General features: G+C 63.7%; 26 protein-coding genes. 17 read left to right on the top strand and 9 right to left on the bottom strand.

The genetic code is table 11. From position 1 onward, the window contains the following. Positions 1 to 738, bottom strand: a complete 738-nt coding sequence (locus tag ACUJ47_RS07550) for an ABC transporter ATP-binding protein (RefSeq protein WP_445537795.1) — start codon at positions 736 to 738, stop codon at positions 1 to 3. Further along, complete coding sequence (locus ACUJ47_RS07545; protein WP_445537794.1) at positions 735 to 1,871, bottom strand: ABC transporter permease; 1,137 nt, start codon at positions 1,869 to 1,871, stop codon at positions 735 to 737. The genes ACUJ47_RS07550 and ACUJ47_RS07545 overlap by 4 nt, the downstream gene beginning before the upstream one ends. 96 nt (positions 1,872 to 1,967) lie before the next feature. Between ACUJ47_RS07545 and ACUJ47_RS07540 the strand changes: the two genes are divergently transcribed. From ACUJ47_RS07540 to ACUJ47_RS07530, 3 genes are all read left to right on the top strand, one after another. Beyond that, positions 1,968 to 2,666 carry a TetR/AcrR family transcriptional regulator gene (locus tag ACUJ47_RS07540; RefSeq protein WP_445537793.1) on the top strand — a complete coding sequence of 233 codons (699 nt, stop codon included), beginning with the start codon at positions 1,968 to 1,970 and terminating at the stop codon, positions 2,664 to 2,666. A gap of 81 nt (positions 2,667 to 2,747) precedes the next feature. Continuing rightward, positions 2,748 to 4,721, top strand: a complete 1,974-nt coding sequence (gene ftsH, locus ACUJ47_RS07535) for an ATP-dependent zinc metalloprotease FtsH (protein ID WP_445537792.1) — start codon at positions 2,748 to 2,750, stop codon at positions 4,719 to 4,721. A gap of 10 nt (positions 4,722 to 4,731) precedes the next feature. Then, positions 4,732 to 5,466: a 2OG-Fe(II) oxygenase gene (locus ACUJ47_RS07530; protein ID WP_445537791.1), complete on the top strand. Its 735-nt coding sequence runs from the start codon at positions 4,732 to 4,734 to the stop codon at positions 5,464 to 5,466. A gap of 26 nt (positions 5,467 to 5,492) precedes the next feature. On the opposite strand, the gene ACUJ47_RS07525 is transcribed toward ACUJ47_RS07530, so the two are convergent. Both ACUJ47_RS07525 and rpoZ read right to left on the bottom strand, forming a co-directional pair. Beyond that, entirely contained in the window at positions 5,493 to 6,548 is a 1,056-nt protein-coding gene (locus ACUJ47_RS07525; protein ID WP_445537790.1) for a DUF3667 domain-containing protein, read from the bottom strand. A 122-nt stretch (positions 6,549 to 6,670) separates the two neighbouring features. After that, entirely contained in the window at positions 6,671 to 7,015 is a 345-nt protein-coding gene (rpoZ, locus tag ACUJ47_RS07520; protein ID WP_445537789.1) for a DNA-directed RNA polymerase subunit omega, read from the bottom strand. 108 nt (positions 7,016 to 7,123) lie between these two features. Between rpoZ and ACUJ47_RS07515 the strand changes: the two genes are divergently transcribed. Then, the gene (locus ACUJ47_RS07515) at positions 7,124 to 8,317 is read left to right on the top strand and encodes a phospholipase D-like domain-containing protein (protein WP_445537788.1); all 1,194 of its coding nucleotides are present in this window, start codon (positions 7,124 to 7,126) and stop codon (positions 8,315 to 8,317) included. 6 nt (positions 8,318 to 8,323) lie between these two features. On the opposite strand, the gene ACUJ47_RS07510 is transcribed toward ACUJ47_RS07515, so the two are convergent. Beyond that, positions 8,324 to 9,832, bottom strand: a complete 1,509-nt coding sequence (locus ACUJ47_RS07510; protein WP_445537787.1) for a replicative DNA helicase — start codon at positions 9,830 to 9,832, stop codon at positions 8,324 to 8,326. A gap of 148 nt (positions 9,833 to 9,980) precedes the next feature. On the opposite strand from ACUJ47_RS07510, the gene ACUJ47_RS07505 reads away from it, so the two are divergent. Genes ACUJ47_RS07505 through ACUJ47_RS07495 form a run of 3 tightly spaced genes read left to right on the top strand, consistent with a single transcriptional unit; the run spans position 9,981 to position 11,620 of the window. Next, on the top strand, positions 9,981 to 10,466 hold the full coding sequence (locus tag ACUJ47_RS07505; RefSeq protein ID WP_445537786.1) for a UPF0262 family protein: 486 nt from the start codon (positions 9,981 to 9,983) through the stop codon (positions 10,464 to 10,466). A 16-nt stretch (positions 10,467 to 10,482) separates the two neighbouring features. Further along, positions 10,483 to 11,190, top strand: coding sequence for a glycoside hydrolase family 25 protein (locus tag ACUJ47_RS07500; RefSeq protein ID WP_445537785.1), 708 nt, complete (start codon positions 10,483 to 10,485; stop codon positions 11,188 to 11,190). A gap of 13 nt (positions 11,191 to 11,203) precedes the next feature. Continuing rightward, positions 11,204 to 11,620: a cytidine deaminase gene (locus ACUJ47_RS07495; protein ID WP_445537784.1), complete on the top strand. Its 417-nt coding sequence runs from the start codon at positions 11,204 to 11,206 to the stop codon at positions 11,618 to 11,620. Here ACUJ47_RS07495 and ACUJ47_RS07490 read toward each other — a convergent pair. Then, complete coding sequence (locus ACUJ47_RS07490; protein ID WP_445537783.1) at positions 11,617 to 12,747, bottom strand: M14 family metallopeptidase; 1,131 nt, start codon at positions 12,745 to 12,747, stop codon at positions 11,617 to 11,619. The genes ACUJ47_RS07495 and ACUJ47_RS07490 overlap by 4 nt on opposite strands. After that, positions 12,744 to 13,364, bottom strand: a complete 621-nt coding sequence (locus ACUJ47_RS07485; RefSeq protein ID WP_445537782.1) for a DUF4136 domain-containing protein — start codon at positions 13,362 to 13,364, stop codon at positions 12,744 to 12,746. The genes ACUJ47_RS07490 and ACUJ47_RS07485 overlap by 4 nt, the downstream gene beginning before the upstream one ends. 143 nt (positions 13,365 to 13,507) lie before the next feature. Here ACUJ47_RS07485 and galE point away from each other — a divergent pair, with 143 nt between their 5' ends. From galE to ACUJ47_RS07470, 3 genes are all read left to right on the top strand, one after another. Next, positions 13,508 to 14,533 carry a UDP-glucose 4-epimerase GalE gene (galE, locus tag ACUJ47_RS07480; RefSeq protein WP_445537781.1) on the top strand — a complete coding sequence of 342 codons (1,026 nt, stop codon included), beginning with the start codon at positions 13,508 to 13,510 and terminating at the stop codon, positions 14,531 to 14,533. Positions 14,534 to 14,619: 86 nt separating this feature from the next. Continuing rightward, a complete protein-coding gene (gene ykgO, locus ACUJ47_RS07475; protein WP_050599643.1) occupies positions 14,620 to 14,745 on the top strand; it encodes a type B 50S ribosomal protein L36 in 126 nt (41 codons plus the stop codon). A 97-nt stretch (positions 14,746 to 14,842) separates the two neighbouring features. Then, positions 14,843 to 15,454, top strand: coding sequence for an HAD family hydrolase (locus ACUJ47_RS07470; protein ID WP_445537780.1), 612 nt, complete (start codon positions 14,843 to 14,845; stop codon positions 15,452 to 15,454). 108 nt (positions 15,455 to 15,562) lie between these two features. Here the strand turns inward: ACUJ47_RS07470 and ACUJ47_RS07465 are convergent, their stop codons facing one another. Next, complete coding sequence (locus tag ACUJ47_RS07465) at positions 15,563 to 15,907, bottom strand: CC_3452 family protein (protein ID WP_445537779.1); 345 nt, start codon at positions 15,905 to 15,907, stop codon at positions 15,563 to 15,565. Between the two features lie 169 nt (positions 15,908 to 16,076). Here ACUJ47_RS07465 and ACUJ47_RS07460 point away from each other — a divergent pair, with 169 nt between their 5' ends. Then, positions 16,077 to 16,631 (top strand): winged helix-turn-helix transcriptional regulator, encoded by a 555-nt coding sequence (locus ACUJ47_RS07460; protein ID WP_445537778.1) that lies wholly within the window; start codon positions 16,077 to 16,079, stop codon positions 16,629 to 16,631. 58 nt (positions 16,632 to 16,689) lie between these two features. Then, positions 16,690 to 17,247, top strand: coding sequence for a hypothetical protein (locus ACUJ47_RS07455; protein ID WP_445537777.1), 558 nt, complete (start codon positions 16,690 to 16,692; stop codon positions 17,245 to 17,247). A 3-nt stretch (positions 17,248 to 17,250) separates the two neighbouring features. On the opposite strand, the gene ACUJ47_RS07450 is transcribed toward ACUJ47_RS07455, so the two are convergent. Further along, positions 17,251 to 18,759 carry a YifB family Mg chelatase-like AAA ATPase gene (locus tag ACUJ47_RS07450; protein WP_445537776.1) on the bottom strand — a complete coding sequence of 503 codons (1,509 nt, stop codon included), beginning with the start codon at positions 18,757 to 18,759 and terminating at the stop codon, positions 17,251 to 17,253. A 218-nt stretch (positions 18,760 to 18,977) separates the two neighbouring features. Here ACUJ47_RS07450 and rpmH point away from each other — a divergent pair, with 218 nt between their 5' ends. The 5 genes from rpmH to yihA are packed head-to-tail and all read left to right on the top strand — an operon-like array spanning position 18,978 to position 22,177. Next, on the top strand, positions 18,978 to 19,112 hold the full coding sequence (rpmH, locus tag ACUJ47_RS07445; RefSeq protein ID WP_119514694.1) for a 50S ribosomal protein L34: 135 nt from the start codon (positions 18,978 to 18,980) through the stop codon (positions 19,110 to 19,112). Positions 19,113 to 19,144: 32 nt separating this feature from the next. Further along, positions 19,145 to 19,516 carry a ribonuclease P protein component gene (rnpA, locus tag ACUJ47_RS07440; RefSeq protein ID WP_445537775.1) on the top strand — a complete coding sequence of 124 codons (372 nt, stop codon included), beginning with the start codon at positions 19,145 to 19,147 and terminating at the stop codon, positions 19,514 to 19,516. Further along, positions 19,513 to 19,722 carry a membrane protein insertion efficiency factor YidD gene (gene yidD / locus ACUJ47_RS07435; RefSeq protein ID WP_445537774.1) on the top strand — a complete coding sequence of 70 codons (210 nt, stop codon included), beginning with the start codon at positions 19,513 to 19,515 and terminating at the stop codon, positions 19,720 to 19,722. Before rnpA ends, yidD begins: the two co-directional genes overlap by 4 nt. A gap of 46 nt (positions 19,723 to 19,768) precedes the next feature. Continuing rightward, positions 19,769 to 21,520 (top strand): membrane protein insertase YidC, encoded by a 1,752-nt coding sequence (gene yidC, locus ACUJ47_RS07430; RefSeq protein WP_445537773.1) that lies wholly within the window; start codon positions 19,769 to 19,771, stop codon positions 21,518 to 21,520. A 3-nt stretch (positions 21,521 to 21,523) separates the two neighbouring features. Next, positions 21,524 to 22,177 (top strand): ribosome biogenesis GTP-binding protein YihA/YsxC, encoded by a 654-nt coding sequence (gene yihA / locus ACUJ47_RS07425; protein ID WP_445537772.1) that lies wholly within the window; start codon positions 21,524 to 21,526, stop codon positions 22,175 to 22,177. The last annotated feature ends 41 nt before the right edge of the window (positions 22,178 to 22,218 follow it).

The following is a 22,218-nucleotide window of genomic DNA, read 5'->3' as shown; positions in this document are numbered from 1 at the left end:
TCAGTGGTCCTTCGGCAGGTCGGTGCCGTCATGCGTGAGCCTTCCGTCCTCGAGCACGAGTATACGGTCGGCGAGGTCGAAAATGCGGTTGTCGTGAGTCACGATGATGCAGGCGCGGTCGGCCGCGACCGCCACTTCGCGCAGCAGGTCCATCACGCGGCGGCCGGATTTCGCGTCGAGCGCGGCGGTGGGCTCGTCGCACACGACCAGCCGCGGTTCGTGCACCAGCGCACGGGCGATGGCAACGCGCTGTTGCTGTCCGCCCGAAAGCTGGTTCGGCAGCTTGGCGGCCTGATCGGCAATATTTAGCTTGGCGAGCATATCGACCGCACGTTCGCGCGCTTCGCGCCGGTCCATCCCGCGCGCGATCAGCGGCACTGCAGCATTGGAGGCGGCATCGATCGAGGGGATCAGATTGTACTGCTGGAAAATGAAGCCGATGTTCTCGAGCCGGAAGTTGACCAGCGCGGTGTCGTCGAGCGCGTAGATGTCGGTGCCGAACACGCGCACGTCGCCCTCGGTCGGGTAGAGGATGCCGCACATGATCGAGATCAGCGTGGTCTTGCCCGAGCCGGATTCGCCGACGAGGTAGGTCAGTTCGCCTGCGCGAATGTCGACATTGATGTCGTGCAGCACGCGCAGCGTTTGCTGGCCTGCGGTGAAATCGCGCGCGATGGCGCGCGTGCAGATTGCCGCAGTGGGGGCGCAACCGCCGATCTGGCTGGTGTCGAGTATCATCTGAACACCGCCGCCGGTTCGGTCTTGAGGACGCTGCGCAGGCTGATCCATCCGGTGAGGCCAAGGATCACGATCACTGCCCCAAGGCTGATCAGCGGGATCTGCCAGGGGATGTAGAAAGCCTTGAAGAAGGGATTGCCCGAAAAGCTCCACATGAACAGTGCGGTTCCCACGATCCCCAGGCAATAGCCGATGAAGCCCACCAGCCCGGCCTGCACCACCACCATGCGGCGGATCTTGGTGTTGGTGACGCCGATCGCCTTGAGCGCGCCGAATTGCCTGATGTTGTCGCGGATGAAGAGGCTAAACGTCAGCCCGACGATCGCCACCCCGACAATGAAGCCCAGCACCACGGTGATCCCGAAATTGGTGGGGATGCCGGTGTTCTGGATGATGAAGTCCACCCCGTCGCGCGCGAACTGGTCGCGGGTGCGCGCGCGCAGGCCGGTGCGTTGCTCGATCCGCTTTACCAGTTCCTCTGCGCTGACATCGTCGTCGCGGCCAACCAGCACGAAGCTCATCCGGTTGCGCGTGCCCGGTACATAATTGAGCGCCTGGCTGTATTTGGTGAAGAGCACCACCTGGCTGGTGAAGCTGGGAATCGAATCCGCCACTCCGCGGATCACCGCGCGCTGGTCGTTGAGTTCGAGCCGTTGCCCGATCGGATTGTCGCCGTTCTCGAACATGTTGGTTACGCCGACATCGTCGATCACGACGGTGTCGGGCTGCGAAAGGACGTCCTTGTCGCCTTCGATCATGTGCTTGGGCAGGCCGATCAGCGTCGCATCGTCCACTCCGATGATCCCGACGCCCTCCAAATCGCCGCTGCGGGTGCGCACCGCAGCCACTGCGCGCAAGTGCGGGACAGCCCATTTCACTCCGGGCACCGCTCGCACCCGGTCGAGCGCGGTCGAGGGCATCGCATAGTTGACCTCGGTGGTGCGGCTGACCGGGTCCATCACCCAGACGTCCGCTGTCGGCACATTGTAAACCCCGCTTGCCCCGCGCTCGACCAGGTTCACGAAAATCGTGAGCTGTTGGGTGATCAGCAGCGTCGAAAAGGCAATGCCGAACAGTAGCCCATAGAACTTCTGCTTGTCGCCAGTGAGCATGCGGATGGCGATCCAGAGCATGGGGGAGAGGGACCTTTGCTGCTCGGCGGGGTTGTGTTGACGACTCAATTACCGCATTAGTGAACGGTATCGTTTAATTGAACGGGAGCGTTCAGCGTGTCAACCGGGCAAATCAGGCGAGGTTCCCGGCCTGCAGCAAAGAAATCGCCGACAGGGCGAGGTCGGCCGCCTGACAGCTCGAAGCGCGAAGCGATTGTCGCTGCCGCGGCCGAATCCTTTTTCGTGCAGGGTTTTGCTGCCAGTTCGATCGAGCAGATCGCGGCCAGTGCGGGAGTCTCCAAGGTTACGGTCTACAACCACTTCGGTGACAAGCGCGCGCTGTTCGCGGCGGCCGTCGAGTGCGAATGCGAGAAGATGCGCGGCTATTTCTCGATCGACACGCAGCTTTCGGGCAGCAGCATAGGCGAGCGGCTGACTGCAATCGGCGAAGCGATGGTCGCGTTCCTGTCGCAACCCAAGATGGTCCAGTTTGAGCGCCGGGTCGCTGCCGAAACCGAGCATGAGCCCGAGATCGGCCATGCCTTCCTCAAGGCAGGGCCATGGCGGATGAAGGCGGCCTTCAGCGCATTTCTCGCCTTCGCCAATGAGCGCGGCGAGTTGAAAATTGCCGATCCCGAGCTTGCGGCGGAGCAGTTTGCCTCGATGTGCAAGGGAATGGGCGATCTCGAGCGCCGCTTCGGAGCGGTTCCCGACAGTGCCGACAATTCGCGGCGCATTGCCGGTGCGGTCGAGATGTTCCTGAACGCTTACGCCCCTGAAACGAGCGACCCGGCAGATTTCTCTGATCGAGAATGACACCAAATCGACCTTCGGTCGTTATCTTGCCATTCACACCGCGCCGCCTACATTGGAGCGGATGAAAGGAATGTCTGAGAAATGAGCGACCAGCACGATCCGCGCGATCCCAACGGCGGCCAGGGCCCCGAAGGGCCCAACCCGATGATCAAGACCCTGATGATCTGGGGCGGGGTGTTCCTCGCGCTGCTGCTGGCTGTGTCCATGTTCGGCAATTCCGCTCAGCCGCAGGGCACGCAGATCCGCTATTCCGATTTCCGCGAGGCGGTGGCCGAAGGTTCGGTCAAGGAAGTGCAGATCGCGCCCGAGAAGATCACCGGCGTAATGAAGAACGATACGCCGTTCTCGACCGTGCCTGTGCCGGGCGATTCCGAACTCACGCGCCTGCTCGATGACAATGGCGTGCAATATTCCGGGCAGGCGGCCGAAGAGCCGAACCTGCTGCTCTACATCCTGATCCAGTCGCTGCCTTTCATCCTGATCCTTGGCATCGCTTTCTTCGCGCTGCGCCAGGTGCAGAAGGGCGGCGGAGGCGGCGCGATGGGCTTCGGCAAGTCCAAGGCCAAGCTGCTGACCGAGCGCCAGGGCCGCGTGACCTTCGAAGATGTCGCCGGCATCGATGAAGCGCGCGAGGAGCTTGAGGAAATCGTTGAGTTCCTGCGCGATCCGCAACGCTTCTCGAAGCTTGGCGGACAGATCCCCAAGGGTGCGCTGCTGGTCGGGTCGCCCGGTACCGGCAAGACCTTGCTCGCTCGCGCGATCGCGGGCGAAGCGGGCGTGCCCTTCTTCACCATTTCGGGTTCGGACTTCGTCGAAATGTTCGTCGGCGTCGGCGCATCGCGTGTCCGCGACATGTTCGAACAGGCCAAGAAAAACGCGCCTTGTATCGTCTTCATCGACGAAATCGACGCGGTCGGCCGCCATCGCGGCCATGGCCTCGGCAACTCGAACGACGAGCGCGAGCAGACGCTCAACCAGCTGTTGGTCGAGATGGACGGCTTCGAAGCCAATGAAGGCATCATCATCATCGCCGCGACCAACCGGCCCGACGTGCTCGATCCGGCGCTGCTGCGCCCCGGCCGTTTCGACCGCCAGGTTGTGGTGCCGATCCCCGATATCGACGGGCGCGAAAAGATCCTTGGCGTTCACATGAAGAAGGTGCCGCTGGCGCCCGATGTGAACCCGCGCACCATTGCGCGGGGCACGCCGGGTTTCTCGGGTGCGGACCTCGCCAATCTCGTCAACGAAGCGGCGCTGCTCGCTGCACGGCGCAACAAGCGCCTCGTCGCCATGCAGGAATTCGAGGACGCCAAGGACAAGGTCATGATGGGCACCGAACGGCGCTCTATGGTGATGACCGACGACGAGAAGAAGATGACCGCCTATCACGAGGCGGGCCATGCGCTCGTCTCGATCAACGAGCCGGCGTCCGACCCGATCCACAAGGCCACGATCATTCCGCGCGGCCGGGCGCTGGGCATGGTGATGCGCCTGCCCGAACGCGACAATTACTCGTACCACCGCGACAAGATGCATGCGAACCTTGCGGTGGCGATGGGTGGCCGCGTGGCGGAAGAGATCATCTTCGGCCATGACAAGGTTTCGAGCGGCGCTTCGGGCGATATCCAGTACGCCACCGACCTTGCCCGCAACATGGTCACCAAATGGGGCATGTCGGACAAGCTTGGCCCGCTGCAATATGAGCAGAGCCAGGAAGGCTATCTCGGCATGGGCCAGACCGCGCGGACAATGGCCGGTGCGGACACGAACAAGCTGATCGATGCGGAAATCAAGGACCTCGTCGAAAGCGGGCTCAAGCGCGCGCGCGATGTGCTGACCAGCCAGGAAGACAAGCTGCACCTGATCGCCCAGGCATTGCTCGAATATGAGACGCTGACCGGCGACGAGATCGACCAACTGACTAAGGACGGCAAGATCGACCGGCCCGACCGGCCTTCCGGCCCCGCAGTCGTCCAGCCTGTGGCGGGCGCAGCGGTGCCCAAGGCAGGCAAGAAGTTTGGCGGCGAAGGCGGCACCGCACCGCAAGGCGCGTGATCCCGCCAACGTGAAACACCAGCCTATCGTCTTCGCGCTGGGCCCGCGGCCCGATCTCGACGCGTTGGCGGAGGAGTTCGCGCGGACCGGCGTGATTTCGATCCCGAATATCCTCGAAGAGGATTGCGCGGTCGCGCTCCACAACCTCCTGCGTGGCCGGGACGATTGGTCGCAGGTCATAAATAGCGGCGACAGGCTGGTAGAGCTCGATCGCAAGACGCGTGCGGGGATGGATTCGGCCAAGCTCAAGCAGCTTGACGATGCCGTCTACGCACAGGCGCGCTATGAATTCCAATATCGCTACGAAACGGTTCGCGTGCCCGATGGCCAGCGCGAAAGGCGCAAGAGCAAGGATCCGCTGGCCGCATTTGCCGATTGGTGGTCGAACGGCGAACCGCGCGACCTGCTGCGCAAGATCACCGGATTTGCGGAGATCGAATTCGCCGATGCGCAGGGCACGGCCTATTCCCCAGGGGACTTCCTCACCGGCCATTCCGACGATGTCGACGGCAAGGGCAGGCTGGCGGCCTATGTGCTCAACCTCACTCCGCGCTGGCGCGTGGAATGGGGCGGGCTGCTGATCTTTCACGATGAGGCAAATGCGCAGGTCAGCGGCCTCACGCCGGACTTCAACCGGCTCAACATGTTCCGCGTGCCGCAGGTCCACAGCGTGACCGAGGTTAGCCGCGCGGCGGCCTTTCGCCGCTATTCGATCACTGGCTGGCTGCGCGCCAAGGCGCAATAGGCGGCCCGCACACTTCCTGCCGGAGCTCAGGTCGCGCCCAGCAGCAGCAAGATCTGCAGGAACAGCATGATCACCACCGTGATGAAGACCAGCAGCAGGCACAGACGCCAGAAGGCGGAAAAGCGCGACAGGCCATAGGCCTTGCGCAGATCCTTGTAGATGTGGAGCGGCGGGATGATCGCCAGTGCTCCGAACACCCAGCCCTCGGCAACTCCGCTCAGCGAGAGCAGCGACAGCGCAATGAACAGCAGCGACATGAACGCGATCGAATAGGTTACGAAGATCGCATGGTCATAGGCCCTGATGTGGCGCTTCCAGGCGAACATCAGCCACAGGAAGGGTACCGATAGCGGGATCAGCAGCCAGCTGAATTTGTAGGCATTGGTCTGCAGCTTGTAGAGCATCAGCCCGGGGTTATCGCGCCACTTCTCGAGAATGGCGTCCACCGGGCCGATCCCTGTGCCATCGCCTTCTGCCAGCGCGTCGGTGCCGAGCATGAACTTCTGGTTCTCGTCGAGCTGGTTGAAGAATTTCTCTGCATTGGCGATGTCGGCTTCGGCTTGCAGCCGCTCGGGCGAACCTTCGGGATAGGTTTCCGCGCGCTGCCGCGCGTCCTTCAGCTGGGCAAGCGCCGAGCCCTGGACCTGGCTGACCGCATCGCCGGTCGAGATGTCCGGCTTGACGTCGCTCGGCGTGGTCAGCCCCACCGCCTGGAACACGGCGAACATCAGGAAGACGGAGAACAGGAACATCGCCATTGGGCTGACGAAGCGGGCGCGCTCGCCGTCGATATAGCGGCGGGTAAGCTCGCCCGGCTTGAAGGCCAGCAAGGGCAGCGTCCGCCACAGCTTGCCATCGAGATGCAGCACGCCGTGCACGATGTCGTGCAGGATCGCGGAGATGGTCCGATGGACCTGCGCCTTCTGGCCGCAGGCGTGGCAATGCGGGCCGAGCAGCTCGGTGCCGCAATTGAGGCAGGTGCCGCCCGGGGATGCAAAGCCTTCACCGGCCTGCTTTTCGACCGCGCGCGCAGTCAGAGCACCTTCGATGGCGCCGCCCAGTCCTTCGGTGATTTCGCTCATAAGCCCCCCGTCACGGCGCCATGACTTCCGCCCGCCGGAAACAGAAGGATAGGGCAAGCGGGTGAAAACAAAAAGGCCGCCCGATCAGGGGCGGCCTCTTTCTCGCTCGCTCTGACGCGCGATCAGCCGTCGAAATCGCCGCCGATCGACTGCGAACGAACCGGAGCCGATGCGGTGATCCGCAGCGCTTCGGCCGACTGGCTGAGCGAACCGATTTCATCGGCTTCGTCTTCATCGTCGGGCAGGATCTTCTGCAGGCCGGTGACCAGGGCTTCCTTCAGCTCGCCCGGACGGATCGTTTCTTCAGCGATCTCGCGCAGCGCAACCACGGGATTCTTGTCGCGATCGCGATCGATGGTCAGCTCGGCGCCGCCCGAAATCTCGCGAGCGCGCTGGGCAGCCAGCAGGACGAGGTCGAAACGGTTGGGAACCTTGTCGACGCAATCTTCAACGGTAACGCGTGCCATGAAGGCCTCTCATGCAAATAGGTTTGCCGGGGTAGCGCGCCAGATAGGTGCGGGGCGCTCGCGAGTCAAGAAATTGCGCAGCGGCCCTGCCTTGGCCTAAAGCACGGCATGGCCGAAGCCGATGGCGCCCCGACCCTGCCCGAAGCGAGCTTGGATTATCGCGATCCGGCGGCATTCACCATTGCAGGCGGCGACCATGTGTTCAGTTTCCATCCCGAAGGGGCTGACCGGCTGGCGAGCCTGATCGAACTGATCGAGAGCGCCAGCGAAACGCTGCAACTGTGCTTCTACATGTTCCAGCCCGATCATGTCGGCACATTGGTGCGCGGCGCGCTGGTGCAGGCCGCCCAGCGGGGCGTAAAGGTCCACCTCATCATCGATGCCTTCGGCAGCGACGCGCCCGAAGCCTTTTTCGAGCCGATCGTGCGGGCCGGGGGCCGGTTCAGCCTGTTCTCGCCGCGCTGGAACGTGCGCTACCTCATCCGCAACCACCAGAAATTCGCCATCGCCGACGGGGCGAGAGTCATCACCGGCGGCTTCAACGTGTCCGACCACTACTTTGCCGCACCGCAGGAGAACGGGTGGAGCGATCTGGCGGTTACGATCGAAGGGCCGGTGACCGCGCGCTTCGTCGAATGGTTCGGCGAGCTTGAGGAATGGGTCGTCAATGGCGGCTCGCGCTTCCTTGCTATCCGCCGGCTGGTGCGCGACTGGAAAGAAGGCGACAGCAGCGTGCAGTTGCTGCTGGGCGGCCCGACGCGCATCACCAGCGCATGGGCGCGCACGGTGAAGCAAGACATTGCGCGCAGCAAAAGGCTCGACTTGGTGATGGCCTATTTCTCGCCGCCGCGCAGCATCAGGCGCCTGATCCGCAAGCTGGCGCAGCGCGGCGGGGCCCGGCTGGTGATGGCGGGCAAGTCGGACAACACCACGACCATCGGCGCATCGCGCGCCTTGTACGGCAATCTGCTGCGCGCGGGCGTCAGCATTGCCGAATTCGAACCGACCAAGCTGCATTTGAAGCTGATGGTGATCGACGACGTGACCTATTTCGGCAGCGCCAATTTCGACATGCGCTCGATCCGCCTCAATCTCGAGCTGATGGTGCGGGTGGAAGATGCCGCGCTGGCGCAGAAGGCGCGCGGCATGATCGATCATCTCGAAAGTGCCAGCAGGCCGGTCACGCTCGAATGGTACCGCCGCGAAGCGACGCTGTTCAACCGCATTCGCTGGCGGCTTTCGTGGTTCCTGGTCTCGGTGATCGACTACACGGTTGCCCGACGGCTCAATCTCGGCCTGTGACGTCGCCTATTCGTATCCGTAGTCGGAATAATCGCGGATATTGGGCGAGGTGAACTTGGTGATCTCGCTCTGGAAATGCAGCGGTACATTGCCGGTCGAGCCGTGGCGCTGCTTGGCCACGATCAGCGTGGCCTTGTTCTTCAGCTCGAGATAGCGCTCTTCCCAGATGCGGTATTTCTCGGTCGCTTCGGCCGAAGTGGTCTCGGTCGGCATGTCGGGGCGCGAGGCCTCGTGATAGTAGTCCGCGCGATAGATGAACCACACCATGTCGGCGTCTTGCTCGATCGAGCCCGATTCGCGCAGGTCCGACAGCTGCGGCCGCTTGTCTTCGCGCTGTTCCACCGCACGGCTGAGCTGCGACAGCGCGATCACCGGAACCGCGAGCTCTTTGGCCAACGTCTTGAGCCCGCGGCTGATCTCCGAAATCTCGTTCACGCGATTGTCGTTGGCGCGGCCCGATCCTTGCAGCAGCTGGAGATAGTCGACCACGATCAGCCCGATATCGTGCCGCCGCTTCAGCCGGCGGGCGCGGGTGCGCAGCGCCGCGATGGTGAGCGCTGGCGTATCGTCGATATAGAGCGGGAGTTCGGCCAGCTGCTGGCTGGCGAAAGACAGCTTCTGGAATTCCTCGCGCGTCAGCTTGCCGCTGCGCAGCGATTCAGAACTGATCTCCGCCTGTTCGGCCAGGATACGCGTCGCCAGCTGGTCGGCGCTCATTTCCAGACTGAAGAATGCGACCGGCGCACCATAGTTGAATTCGCCGCCATCGCGTTGCCAGCGCAAATGCTCTTCGGCGCAGTTGAAGGCGATATTGGTGGCAAGCGAGGTCTTGCCCATGCCCGGGCGCCCGGCGAGGATGATAAGGTCCGAATTGTGCAGGCCGGACGTCTTCCGGTCGATCACGTCGAGCCCGGTGGTCTTGCCCGACAGGCCGCCGCCCGAATTCATCGCCGCTTCGGCCATGCGGATCGCGGTCATCGCCGCGCTGCGGAAGCTTTCAGCTTCGCTGCCGGTCGCGGCACCGTCAGCCACCTTGTAGAGCTGCGCCTCGGCTTCCGAAATGCGGTCCATCGGCGAGACTTCGTCGCTGGTGTCGAGCGCGCCTTCGACCAGCCTGCGCCCTACGCTCACCAGTTCGCGCAGCAGCGCCAGGTCGTAAATCTGCTGCGCCAGTTCGCCCGCGGCGAGCAGGCCGAGCCCGTCCTGCGTCAGCTGCGCGAGATAGGTGGTGCCGCCCAGTTCCCGCAGCGCGTCATCGGCTTCGAAATAGGGCTTGAGCGTCACCGGGCTGGCGGTGGCGTTGCGTTCGAGCAGCTTGAGCACGCGCTCGTAGATGCGTTGGTGCAACGATTCGAAGAAATGATCGGGTCGCAGCGGCGTGCGCAATTCCTCGATCACGCGATTGTCGATCAGCACCGCTCCCAGGAACGCCGCCTCGGCTTCGATATTCGAAGGCAGCGCGGTCGCCTTGGAGGTTTCGGCACCGGGCCGGACAATCACATCAAGTTCGGACATGCCCCCTTTTGCGCGCTGGCAGGCGCCCGACGCAATAGGCGCGTGCCGCCCGAATCGAATTTCTTGCCAGTCCGGTCTGTGGATAGCGTGGATTGAATCTCGAAATGCTTGCTCAACCCGTGCTGCATCTGCGAAAGGCCGGATGACCATGGCCGACGATCAGCGCATTTCCCACATCTCCCTCGACGAGGAGACGATCATCTGGCGCAATGCCGATGTCGAGCAGGAACGGCGAGTCGCGATTTTCGACCTGATCGAGGAGAACTGCTTCAAGCCAGTGCGCAGCGCAGCGCGAGGGGCAAGCGGCCCCTATCGCCTCAGCCTTTCGGTGCACGAAGGGCGGCTGGTGATGGATATTCGCAGCGAGGATGACGAGCTGCTCGAAACGCTGCTGATCGGCCTGGCGCGGTTCCGCCGCCCGATCCGCGAATATTTCGCGATCTGCGACAGCTATTACCAGGCGATCCGCAAGGCGACCCCGACCGAAATCGAAACGATCGACATGGCGCGACGCGGCATCCACGACCATGCCGCCGAATTGCTGCTCGAACGGCTCGAGGGCAAGGTCGAAACCGATTTCGCCACCGCGCGGCGGCTTTTCACGCTGATCTGCGTGCTGCATATCAAGGGCTGAAAGAAGGCGGGGTCGGATGGGACGCAAGCGAAAACCTGCGCGCCGCGCGTGGCGGCGATATCTCCTTGCAGCGATGGTGCTTGCGGGCCTGTCAGGCGCCGCGTGGTATTGGTGGGACCTGCAATATTTTGCGCCCGACGAGGCAACATTCCCCGAGCAGGGCGTGGCGGTGAGCGAGCGCGAAGGGCTGGTCGGCTTCCAGAGCGTGCGCGCACTGGGCGGCAGTTTCGCCTATATCGAAGCGAGCAGCGGCGCAGCGGGGCAGGATGCGCGCTTTGGCCGCAACCTTGCAGCCGCCCGGCAGGCGGGGCTGAAGGTCGGGGCGCTCCACCATTTCGATCCATGCGCCGGGGCCGATGCGCAATCGGCCAATTTCGTGACCATGGTGCCGCGCGACGCAAGCCTGCTGCCTCCGGCGATCTCGCTCGAGGAAACAGCCGACCGATGCGCCGAAAAGGTCAGCGATGCGGCGGTCGAAAGCGAATTGCTCACCTTCATCAACCAGGTCGAGATGCACGCGGGCAAGCCGGTGATCCTCAAGCTGTCGGAAGATTTCGAAGATCGTTATGGCATAGCAACTCGGATCGAGCGCGACCTTTGGCTGGTGCGTGACCGGTTCCTTCCGCGCTATGCGCAGCGGCCCTGGCTGCTATGGAGCGCAAACGGGGCGCGGGTGACCGAGGCCGCCGAAGAACCGCTCGAATGGGTGGTGGTGCAATCGTGATGGAGCGCGCAAGATGAGTGAAGACAACAACCGCGACAGCCTGATCGCAGCTGCCCGCACGGCGCTCGAAAATTCCTATTCGCCCTATTCGAAGTTCCGCGTGGGCGCGGCGCTCCGCTTTGCCGATGGCACTGTAGTGACCGGCACCAATATAGAGAATGCCAGCTATGGCCTGACTTTATGCGCCGAAACCGTCGCAGTGGCGAAGGCGATGGATGACGGCCATCGCGGTGGGCTGGAAGAGATCGCGGTGATCGGCGACACTTCTGCGCCCGTCACTCCCTGCGGCCGTTGCCGCCAGGTGCTCAACGAACTCGCCGAGCTGGGCGGCACAGACCCGGTGGTGTGGTGCGCCGGCAATGCGGATGTGGTGAAGACCAGCCTGTCCGAACTGCTGCCGCGCGCTTTCGGCCCGGCGAGCCTCGGCTAACCGTCAAGCCATTCGAGCAGCGCGGCAAGGCAGTCGCGGCCCAGCAGCTTGCACCGCTCGGGGCTCCAGCCCTGCTCGGGCTCGGGGAAGTCGGCCAGATCCTTGTAGGGCATTTCCAGCGTCATCGATGTCGCGCCGAAGCGTTCGGCGACCTGGTTGGTGCTCATCGACAGATTGGCCTTGCCCTTGGCGGATTTGGGATAGCCCAGCTTGACCTGGAAATCGGGCGTGCGCCGGTCGAGAATCTGCTGATAGCGGTAATAGCTCTCGCCCAGTTCAGAGGTCCATGAAGGGATGCCTTCGAAACCCGCCAGGAACACGGCGGGAATCGCTTCGTCGCCATGCGCGTCGAGCGCGAAATCCACCCCGGTCGCATCCATGTGGTTGCGGATCGCCAGCACTTCGGGCGACTTCTCGGGCGTGGGATTGTCCCACTCGCGGTTGAGGTTGGTGCCTACGGCATTGGTGCGGAGATGGCCGCGGCGCGACCCGTCCGGGTTGCAATTGGGCACGATGTGGAAGCGGCAGCGCTTGCGCAGCCCGCGCGCGACCGGGTCGGCCGGATCGGTCAGGCATTCAAGCACGCCTTCCATCCACCATTCGGCTTGCGTCTCGCCGGGATGCTGGCGGGCATAAAGCCACACCTGCTTGTCGCCTTCGCCCATTTCGAGGCAATCGATCGGTTGCCCGTCGAGCGTGGTGCCCAGCCGCACCAGCGAAACGCCTTCGCTGGAGGCAGCCTCGGCAACCAGATCGTGGTGCCTTTCCATCGAATAGGGCGCGAAATAGGCGAACCACGCGACATTGCTCGCCGGAGTGTAAGTGATGGTCAGCGTGCCGTCGGCCTCGGTTTCGTCGAAGCTGCTGGCGGCGCGCACCCAATATTCGCGGTCTTCGGAAACGCAGGCGTCATAGCCCGGCCAGCCGCCCGGATAGGCCGATTTGTTGAGGCCGGTGAACTTGAGCTGCAATTCCTCGCCTGCAGCGCAAGTGACGCGGAAATGGAACCACTGCGCGAATTCGCTCATGTGGTCCTTGCGTATCGCCAGCGTGGCCTTGTTGCCTGCAATCGACAGCACTTCGATATTGCCGCTGTCGAAATTGGCGTCGATTGCAATGTCAGTCACTCGGCTACCTCTATTTCGATTGTCTCGCCATTGTTGCCCGGGAAGTCGCGGAACAGCGCCCCGGCGATGGCCGCCGCGCCCTGTGCGGGATCGGCCAGTTCCGACTTGGGCGAAACGGTGAAGCGTGCACGGCCTTCCCAAACCGTCTGCCCGCTCGCCTTGTCGCGCAGCATCACGCCAAGCTCGGTGCCCAGCCGCTCGCTCGGCCTGCTTCCGCCAAGGTTGATCCCGATGCCGAGGCCAACGCCCGAACCGTAGGAACCGGTCGAGCCGCCGACACCCACGCTCACCGGGCCGCTGCGCTTCTCTTCGCCGCCGATCCGGAAATGTTCGACCCGCACCTGCGCGATGAGGCCGGCCGCATCGCTCCCCGCTTCGGAGAAGCCGAGTTGCGCGAGTTCGCTGGCGACTGCCGCCTTATAGGGTGCCAATGCGAGCGAATCCTGCCCGGTGCCGGGCGCGCTCGAGACAAAGACCGTGCCGTGATGCGCCGCCGCAAGCGCGGCCGCATCGTGGAAGCGCGTCACTTCAACCGGGCCGGGCGCCGGGGTTGAAGCACATCCTGCCACTGCGACAGATGCCGCCAGGGCCAGGGCAATCCTGTGGAGCTTGGTCATAGTCTGTTTCCTCGTTGCTGCCCCTAGCCTTGTGCAGGAGCATTTGCCAGTGCCGCTTACCTCGATCGGAGCACTCGTCGGCAAAAGCGGATGCATCCATGTTTTTTCACACAATCCTTGCACTAACTTGCTAACGCCGAGCCATGACTGAAGGAAAGAGCTTTCCCGTGCTGGTGACCGGCGGTGCCGGCTATATCGGAAGCCATGCAGTGCTGGCGCTGGTCGATGTCGGCTGGCCGGTCGCCGTGATCGACAATCTTTCGACCGGCTTCCGCTTTGCCGTGCCCGAAGGCGTGGCCTTCTATGAAGGCGACATCGCGGATGAGGCGCTGCTGGCGCGTATCTTTGCCGAGCAGGGCATTGGCAACGGACAGGGCGCGATCATGCATTTCGCCGGGTCGATCCTGGTGCCGGAATCGGTCAGCGACCCGCTGAAATATTATCTGAACAACACGGTGAAGAGCCGTACGCTGATAGAGGCGGCGGTGCGCGCCGGAGTGCCGCGTTTCCTGTTCAGCTCGACCGCGACGATTTACGGCATGTCCGATGTCTCGCCGCTGCACGAGCAACTGCCGCGGCAACCGATCAACCCCTACGGCTGGTCGAAGATGATGACCGAGCAGATGCTGGCCGACACGGCAGCAGCACATGACATCGATTATTGCGTACTGCGTTATTTCAACGTCTCGGGCGCCGATCCGCAGGGGCGCAGCGGCCAGTCGACCGTTGGGGCAACGCATCTGATCAAAGTGGCGGTCGAGGCCGCGCTGGGCCTGCGCGATCATGTGGCGATCTTCGGTGACGATTACCCGACGTCCGACGGCACGGGCGTGCGTGACTACATCCATGTAAGCGACCTCGCCGATGCCCATGTGCTGGCGATCGAGGCGCTGGCGGCCCAGCCCGGGCGTTCGATGCTGATGAATTGCGGATATGGCCGCGGCTTTTCGGTCAATGAGGTGCTCGATGCGGTCGACCGGGTGACGAACCTGAAGATCGAGCGGCGGCTCCAGTCGCGCCGCGAAGGCGATCCGGCGTCGCTCGTGTCCGATCCCTCGTTGATCCGTGCGACTCTGCCGTGGCAACCGCGTTATGACGATCTCGACACGATCGTGGCGCATGCGCTCGCCTGGGAGCGCAGGTTGCTCGAAATCCGCGGAGCGGCTTGACCCGAATCTGTTCACGCGCTAACGGCGCGCTTCGAATTTGCCGCGTCGGGGGCAGCTCCGGCGCGTTTACTTTTGGAATTGAGACCATGAAGATCCGTAACAGCCTCAAGTCGCTGAAGGGCCGCCACCGCGATTGCCGCGTTATCCGCCGTCGTGGCCGGACCTATGTGATCAACAAGACCAACCGTCGCTTCAAGGCCCGCCAGGGCTGATTGCGCCGTTTGGCGAATCGCCCCCGGGCGATTGCGCAGCGATACCGGCCCGCCTCCTAATGGAGCGCGGGCCGTTGCTGTTTGAGGAGCTGCTGACGTGAGCGAACCAGTGCAGGCCGTGGTTTTCGACGTAGGGCGGGTGATTATCCAGTGGGACCTGCGCCACCTCTTCGCGCAGTTGATCGACGACCGGGAAGAGCTCGACTGGTTCTGCGCCAATGTGGTGACGGAGGAATGGCATTTCGAACATGACGCCGGGCGCCCGCTTGACGAGATGGTGCCCGAACGCAAGGCGATGTTCCCCGAGCACGCCCATCTGATCGACGCTTATCGCTATCGCTTCCTCGATACGATCCCGGGTCCGGTGCCCGGCACGGCGCAGCTGATAGAGGCGCTGGCCGCACGCGGGATGCCGCTTTACGCGATCACCAATTTCGGAGACGAGTTCTGGGAAGAGTTCTTCCCGAGCGAGCCCGTGCTGGGCCATTTTCGCGATATCGTCGTGTCCGGAAGGGAAAAGCTGGCCAAGCCCGATCCCGCGATCTTCCGGCTGGCCGAGCGGCGTTTCGGCCATGCCGCTTCCGCAATGCTGTTCGTCGACGACAATCCGGCCAATATAGCGGCAGCGGCGGCATTGGGCTGGCAGACCCATCATTTCAGCGATGCCGAAGCGCTTGCGCGCGATCTCCAGGGGCGCGGCCTGATCTAGCGCGATTGCGCCGATACCGGGCAAAAAAAGCCCCCGGCGTGGGGACACCGGGGGCCTTGGGGACAAGCCGGGCGTGGAGAGGGTTGCCCGGCGAGGGATCAGGTAAGCTTACTTGCCGTTGCAGGCAGCCAGCTGGTCTTCGGCCATGGCTTCGCCCTGCGCCTTGAAGCTGGTCACTTCGCCGAATTCACGGGCGAGGCCACGGCAGATGCGCAGCGGGCGCGAATTGCCCTTGGCAGCCTTGCAGGTCGTGCCTTCGCAGAACCATGCCACGCCCGAAGCGACGGTGCGGGCATCGGATGCCGGGGCGGCGAGTTCGGCCACATAATAGGGGCCGCTGGCAGCCGCCATCGCCGGAGCGGGGGCGGTGAGCGTGCCGAAAGTCAAAGTGGTGTAGGCGAGGGCGAGAACGAGCGCGCCCATGCGATTGGTGCTGGAGAGGGAGAGGGTCATTGTCTTGTCCTTCATTGAGGGGTCTTGTTCTGTGCTTTCAAGTTTCGATTCGAAACCAGTTGCGAATCACTACCTAATCGATTAGGTTTCAGGTTGCAACTAGAAACTGAAAATTTTTTGCGAGCACGCGAAACAAAGGTTAGAAAGGTTGCAGGAAGAGGACTGATCTATGGGTGATATCCGGGAATCGCTGCGCGACCTGATCGAATGCGGCTTGCCGCAAGCGCTTGAAGTGATGGGCGAACGCTGGTCTTTCATGATCCTGCGCGCCAGCTTCAACGGGGTGTATCACTTCGAGGAATTCCTCAGCGAACTCGGCATCGCGCGCAACATCCTCTCGAATCGGCTCGCCAAGCTGGTCGAGCACGGCATCCTCAAGCGCGAGCCCTGCGCCGACGATCGCCGCAAGATCGAATATCGCCTCACCGAAAAGGGCCTCGACCTTCTCCCGGCCATGATTGCATTGCGCCAGTGGGGCCAGAAATATGGGGCCGAAGTGGTCGAAGACCCGGTGCTGGTCGACGAGATCGACCGCCTGCCGATCGGCCCGGTCTCGATCCTTTCGCATGACGGGCGCATCATGGGCCCCAAGGACCTCGCACTGGTCAAGCGCGAGAATATCGGCCTGCGCACCGACGGCACCCGTGCAATCGCCGGAGACGCGATCGGCCGCGGCGACGTGGTTGACCTCGAATCGGCAAAGCGGCGAGCGGCCGCCGGCTAAGCCGCCTTGCCTGCAAGGGCATAGGGCCAGATCCGGTCGCAGCTTGGCAGGAGCGGTAATGGCTATGAAATTTTCCCGCGAAAGTTTTCTCGAAGATTGCCTCGCCGCGCGCCGTCGTGACGGCATGCCTGCGGTGCGCGAATTGCTGAAAGAGGCCGTGCGCGATCCCGCTCCGATCCTCGCCGAACTGGGCGATCCGACCGAAGCGAAGCTCGATGTGTTCCACAATTCGAGCGAGCTGACGATCTTTGCGGCGCATTGGACGCCGCGGATGAACCTCCTCCCGCACGATCACCAGATGGAAGCGCTGATCGGCATCTATACCGGGCGCGAGGACAATATACTGTGGCGCCGCACCGAAGGACGCATTGAAGCGGTCAAGGCGCGCTGCCTGTTCGCGGGCGATGTGGTCGGGCTGGGGGCGGATGCCATCCACTCGGTCACCAATCCCCTGCCGCGCTTCACCGGTGGCATACACATCTATGACGGCGACTTTTTCGCGACCGAACGGCACCAGTGGGACCCGGAGACCCTGGCAGAGGAACCGTCCGACGGCGATACGATCAGGCAGATCTTCGCCGAGGAGAACCGGCGCTATCGCGCTGCGAATGGCTGAGTATCAGGCTCGCGGCGCTTGCCGCCGATAGCTCAGCGCTTCGGCGATATGGATGCGGCCCACGCCATTTGCGCCCGCCAGATCGGCGATCGTCCGTGCGACCCTGAGCATCCGCGTATAACCGCGCGCCGACAGCCGCATCGCTTCGGCTGCCTGCAGCAGCAGCTTCTGCCCGGCTTCGTCGGGCTTGGCCCATCGCTCCAAAGCTTCGCCATTGAGCTCGGCATTGCTGCGCGCACCGGTGTCGGTGGCGCGAGCGGTCTGGACCCTGCGCGCCGCGGCGACCCGGGCGGCGACCTCAGCCGAGCCTTCGGCAGGGGGTGGCAGCGCCATGTCGGCAGCGCTCACAGGATCGACTTCGACATGTAGGTCGATCCGGTCGAGCATCGGGCCGGAGACCTTGCTCTGGTAATCCGCCGCGCAGCGCGGCGCGCGGCTGCAGGCGAGTGCGGCATCGCCCAGATGCCCGCAGCGGCACGGGTTCATCGCCGCCACCAGCTGGACGCGCGCGGGGAAAGTGACATGGGCGTTGGCGCGCGCCACGTCGACACTGCCGGTCTCGAGCGGCTGGCGCAGCGAATCGAGCACCGCGCGCTGGAATTCGGGCAATTCGTCGAGGAACAGCACGCCCAGATGCGCCAGGCTCACTTCGCCCGGTCGTACTTTCAGTCCGCCGCCGGTGAGCGCCGCCATGCTGGCCGAATGGTGCGGCGCGCGGAACGGGCGGGTGCGGCTGATCCGCCCGCCTTCGAGCGTGCCTGCGACTGAGGCAACCATCGAGACTTCGAGCGCTTCGGGCGGCGTGAGTTCGGGCAAGATCCCGGGAAGGCAACTTGCCAGCAGGCTCTTGCCTGCGCCCGGCGGCCCGACCATCAACAGGTTGTGCCCGCCGGCCGCGGCGATTTCGAGCGCGCGCTTGGCAGTCTCCTGCCCCTTGACCTGCCTGAGATCCGCCGCGGGAGCCGCCAGCTCGACTTCGCCGCGCTCGGGGTCGGGCAGGTGTTGCGTGCCCTTGAGATGGTTGAGCAGGCTGACGAGGTTTGGCGCGGCCAGCACCGGAACTCCGCTGGCCCATTTGGCTTCCGAACCCTGGATTGCGGGGCAGATCAGCCCGGCTTCGGCCTCGCTGGCGTGCAGCGCAGCGAGCAATACGCCCGGCGAAGCGACGATCCTGCCGTCGAGCGCGAGTTCGCCCACCGCGATCCAGTCACCCAGCTGTTCGGCATCGGTCACCCCCATCGCCGCGAGCAGCGCCAGCGCGATCGGCAAATCGTAATGCGAACCGTCCTTGGGCAGGTCGGCGGGTGAGAGGTTGATGGTGATCCGCTTGGGCGGCAGCGCCAGCCCCATTGCGGCGAGCGCGGACTGCACGCGTTCGCGGCTTTCGCTCACCGCCTTGTCCGCCAGGCCCACGATATTGAATCGCGGCAGGCCGGGCGCGACCTGGCACTGCACCTCGACGGCGCGCGCTTCCAGCCCGAGATAGGCAACTGTATTGACCAATGCGACCACGGGCGACCCTTTTGCCCTGTTTATCGGGCAAGTTGTGGCGCGTTTTCCGTAACTTGTCGAGGGCGCGATGCAGCGTTGCCAACTGCCATTTGAATCCGCCGCCATCTTGACTCGGGATGCGGCTTGGCTTAACGGGCCGCGGCAATGGCGGTCGCCTGTCGCAGGCGGCCCTTTTTGTTGGTGCTCCAAGGGCACCAGTTTTTGATTTCGAGGACGATATGAAGCGGACTTTCCAGCCCAGCAATCTCGTGCGTGCCCGTCGCCACGGTTTCTTCGCTCGCAAGGCGACCCCGGGCGGCCGCAAGGTCCTGCGTGCCCGCCGCAAGCGTGGCCGCAAGACGCTTTGTGCCTGAGCACAACGGCTGAGACTCACGACATCGCGGTGATGCGTCGCCGCGCTGACTTTATTGCCGCGAACCGGGGCCTGCGCGTGGCGCGCCCCGGTTTCGTGCTTTTGGCGCATCCCAATCCCGGCAAGGGCAAGCGTTACGGCATCACCGTGACCAAGAAGGTCGGCAATGCCGTGGTGCGCAACCGCATCAAGCGGCGTTTCCGCGAATTGCTGCGCGCCGCGCTGCCCGAACAGGGCCTGCCCGATCACGACCATGTGCTGATCGCCCGCGATGGCGCGATCGAGCGTGACTTTGCCATGATGCAGGGCGAGTTGGCCGAGGCGCTGGCCCGTGCAGCCGCAGGGCAGGGCGATCCCCCACGGCGGCGCCCGCGCAAGGGCAACCGCAAGGGGCCGGGCAAATGAAGCATGTGCTGATCCTGATCGCACGCATGTGGCAATGGGGGCCGAGCCGTATCCTGCCGCCGACCTGCCGCTATGCGCCTTCGTGCAGCGAGTATGCGATCGAGGCGCTGGGCAAATATGGTGCGATCAAGGGTGGATGGCTGGCGATTAAGCGGCTAATGCGCTGCCACCCTTGGGGCGGGCATGGCTTTGATCCCGTACCGTAGTACCTATATAACACACTCTTGAGTTTCAGACGCACGGGATTTCACCTTGGACAACCAGCGTAACCTATTGCTTGCCGTCGCGCTTTCGGGCCTTCTTATCCTTGGCTGGGACATGGCGATGCGGGTCTTCTATCCGCAAGCCTCGCTCAGCGGCCAGCCCGACGCAGTGGCGACCAGCAGCGAAGCGGCGCCTGCCGCGGCATCGCCTGCGGCAATCGGTGGTGCGGCGGGCGGCGGCGCCCCGGTCGATCTCGACGCAGCGCTTGCTTCACCCGAGCGCGTGCGCATCGACGCACCGCGCCTTGAAGGCTCGATCAATTTGGTTGGCGCGCGACTCGACGATATCGAGCTGAAGGACCATCGCGATGCCTTGGGCGAAGACAGCCGCCCGGTGCAGCTGTTCGCACCGCAGGGCACTTCGGGCCAGTATTTCGCCGAGTTCGGCTTCCTCGCCAATGGCCAGCGCCTGCCCGACGACCTGCAGTGGCAAGCCAGCGGGACCACGCTGACCACGTCGACCCCGGTAACACTGACGCACACGAGCGAAGACGGGCTGACCTATTCGATCACTTTCTCGATCGACGACAATTACATGATCGACGCAGTCCAGTCGGTCGAAAACACCGGAACGGCTGGTGCAGTGGTCCAGCCCTTCGCGCTGATCAACCGCACTTCGGCCAATGCCAGCCCCAGCACCTTCAATGCCCATTCGGGGCCGATGGGTGCGTTTGGCGACACGGTCGAATACGGCCCCGACTATGACGACCTTGCCGAAGAAGGCTCGCACACCCCCGCAGGCGGCGCGCCCGACTGGTTCGGTTTCAGCGACATCTACTGGCTGTCCGCGCTGGTCCCCACGGACCAGAAGGACGCCACCGCCGGTTTCCGCTCGCTGGGCAACGATATCTATCGCGCCGACCTGATCTATGCGCCGCAGACGCTTGCTCCGGGTGCCAAGATCAGCCGCGACACGCGCCTCTTCGCCGGGGCGAAGGAAAGCGTGGTGCTGGGCGACTATGAAAAGTCCGGCATCGAGAATTTCGGCAAGGCGATCGACTGGGGCTGGTTCGAATGGTTCGTGAAGCCGATGGTGTGGCTGTTGCGCCACCTTTACGAGCTGGTCGGCAATTTCGGCGTGGCGATCATCCTGCTGACGGTGATCATCCGCGGCGTGATGTTCCCGATCGCGCAGAAGCAGTTCGCCAGCATGGCGGCGATGCGCGCGGTCCAGCCCAAGATGAAGGCGCTCCAGGAACGCTACAAGGACGACAAGCAGAAGCAGCAGCAAGAGGTGATGAAGCTCTACAAGGACGAGGGCATCAATCCGCTCGCCGGCTGCCTGCCGATCCTGATCCAGATCCCGATCTTCTTCGCGCTCTACAAGTCGCTGATCCTTGCGATCGAAATGCGCCACAAGCCCTTCGTGCTGTGGATCCAGGACCTTTCCGCGCCCGATCCGGCCAAGATCCTGAACCTGTTCGGCCTGCTGCCGTTCGACCCGCCGGGCTTCCTCGGCATCGGCGTGCTGGCAGTGCTGCTCGGCATCACCATGTGGCTGACCTTCCGCCTCAACCCGACGGCGATGGACCCGGTCCAGCAGCAGATCTTCTCGTTCATGCCGTGGATCCTGATGTTCGTGATGGCGCCGTTTGCAGCAGGCCTGCTGCTCTACTGGGTCACCTCGAACCTCCTGACGCTGGCCCAGCAAAGCTATCTCTATTCCAAGCATCCGCAGCTGCGGGCGCAGGCGGAGAAGGACAAGGCGGACCAGGCATTGGCCGACAAGCGCAAGGGCTGAGGCGTGACGCCGGACGAATTGCAGGAACAGGCGGAACGCGAGGAAGCGGCATCGAAACTCTTTTCGGGCCGCGTCCAGTTCCTGCTGTCCGCTCCGCAGCTCAAGTTCCTGCCTGAGCCGACCGTGCCTGAGATTGCCTTCTGCGGGCGCTCGAACGTCGGCAAGAGCTCGCTGCTCAACGCGCTCACCGGCCGCAAGGCGATCGCCCGCGCTTCGGTCACGCCGGGCCGCACGCAGGAACTCAACTTCTTCGAAGTGGGCGAGCCGACGCAGTTCCGCCTGGTCGACATGCCCGGCTATGGCTTTGCCAAGGCGCCGGTGAAAGTGGTCGACAAATGGAAGCAGCTGGTGCGCGACTATCTGCGTGGGCGGCAGGTGCTCAATCGCACCTTGGTGCTCGTCGATGCGCGGCATGGCCTGAAGGAAGTCGACCGCGAGATGATGCGCATGCTCGACGAATCCGCCGCGAGCTATCGCATCGTGCTGACCAAGGCCGACAAGGTGAAGGCGAGCGAGCTTGAAGCGACTGCCGCCAAGGTGGCCGAGGAAGCGCGCAAGCACCCTGCCGCCTTTCCGGTGCTGCATATCACCAGCAGCGAAAAGGGCATGGGGATTGCGGAACTGCGTGCGGCGGTCCTGCAAGACGCGGCACTCTGAGCTGGTTCCGGCTGCTCAAGGCGCGCCGGGCCGGTTGAGCG

Source organism: Altererythrobacter sp. Z27 (assembly GCF_052683155.1).
This window is presented reverse-complemented; position numbering and strand designations above follow the sequence as displayed.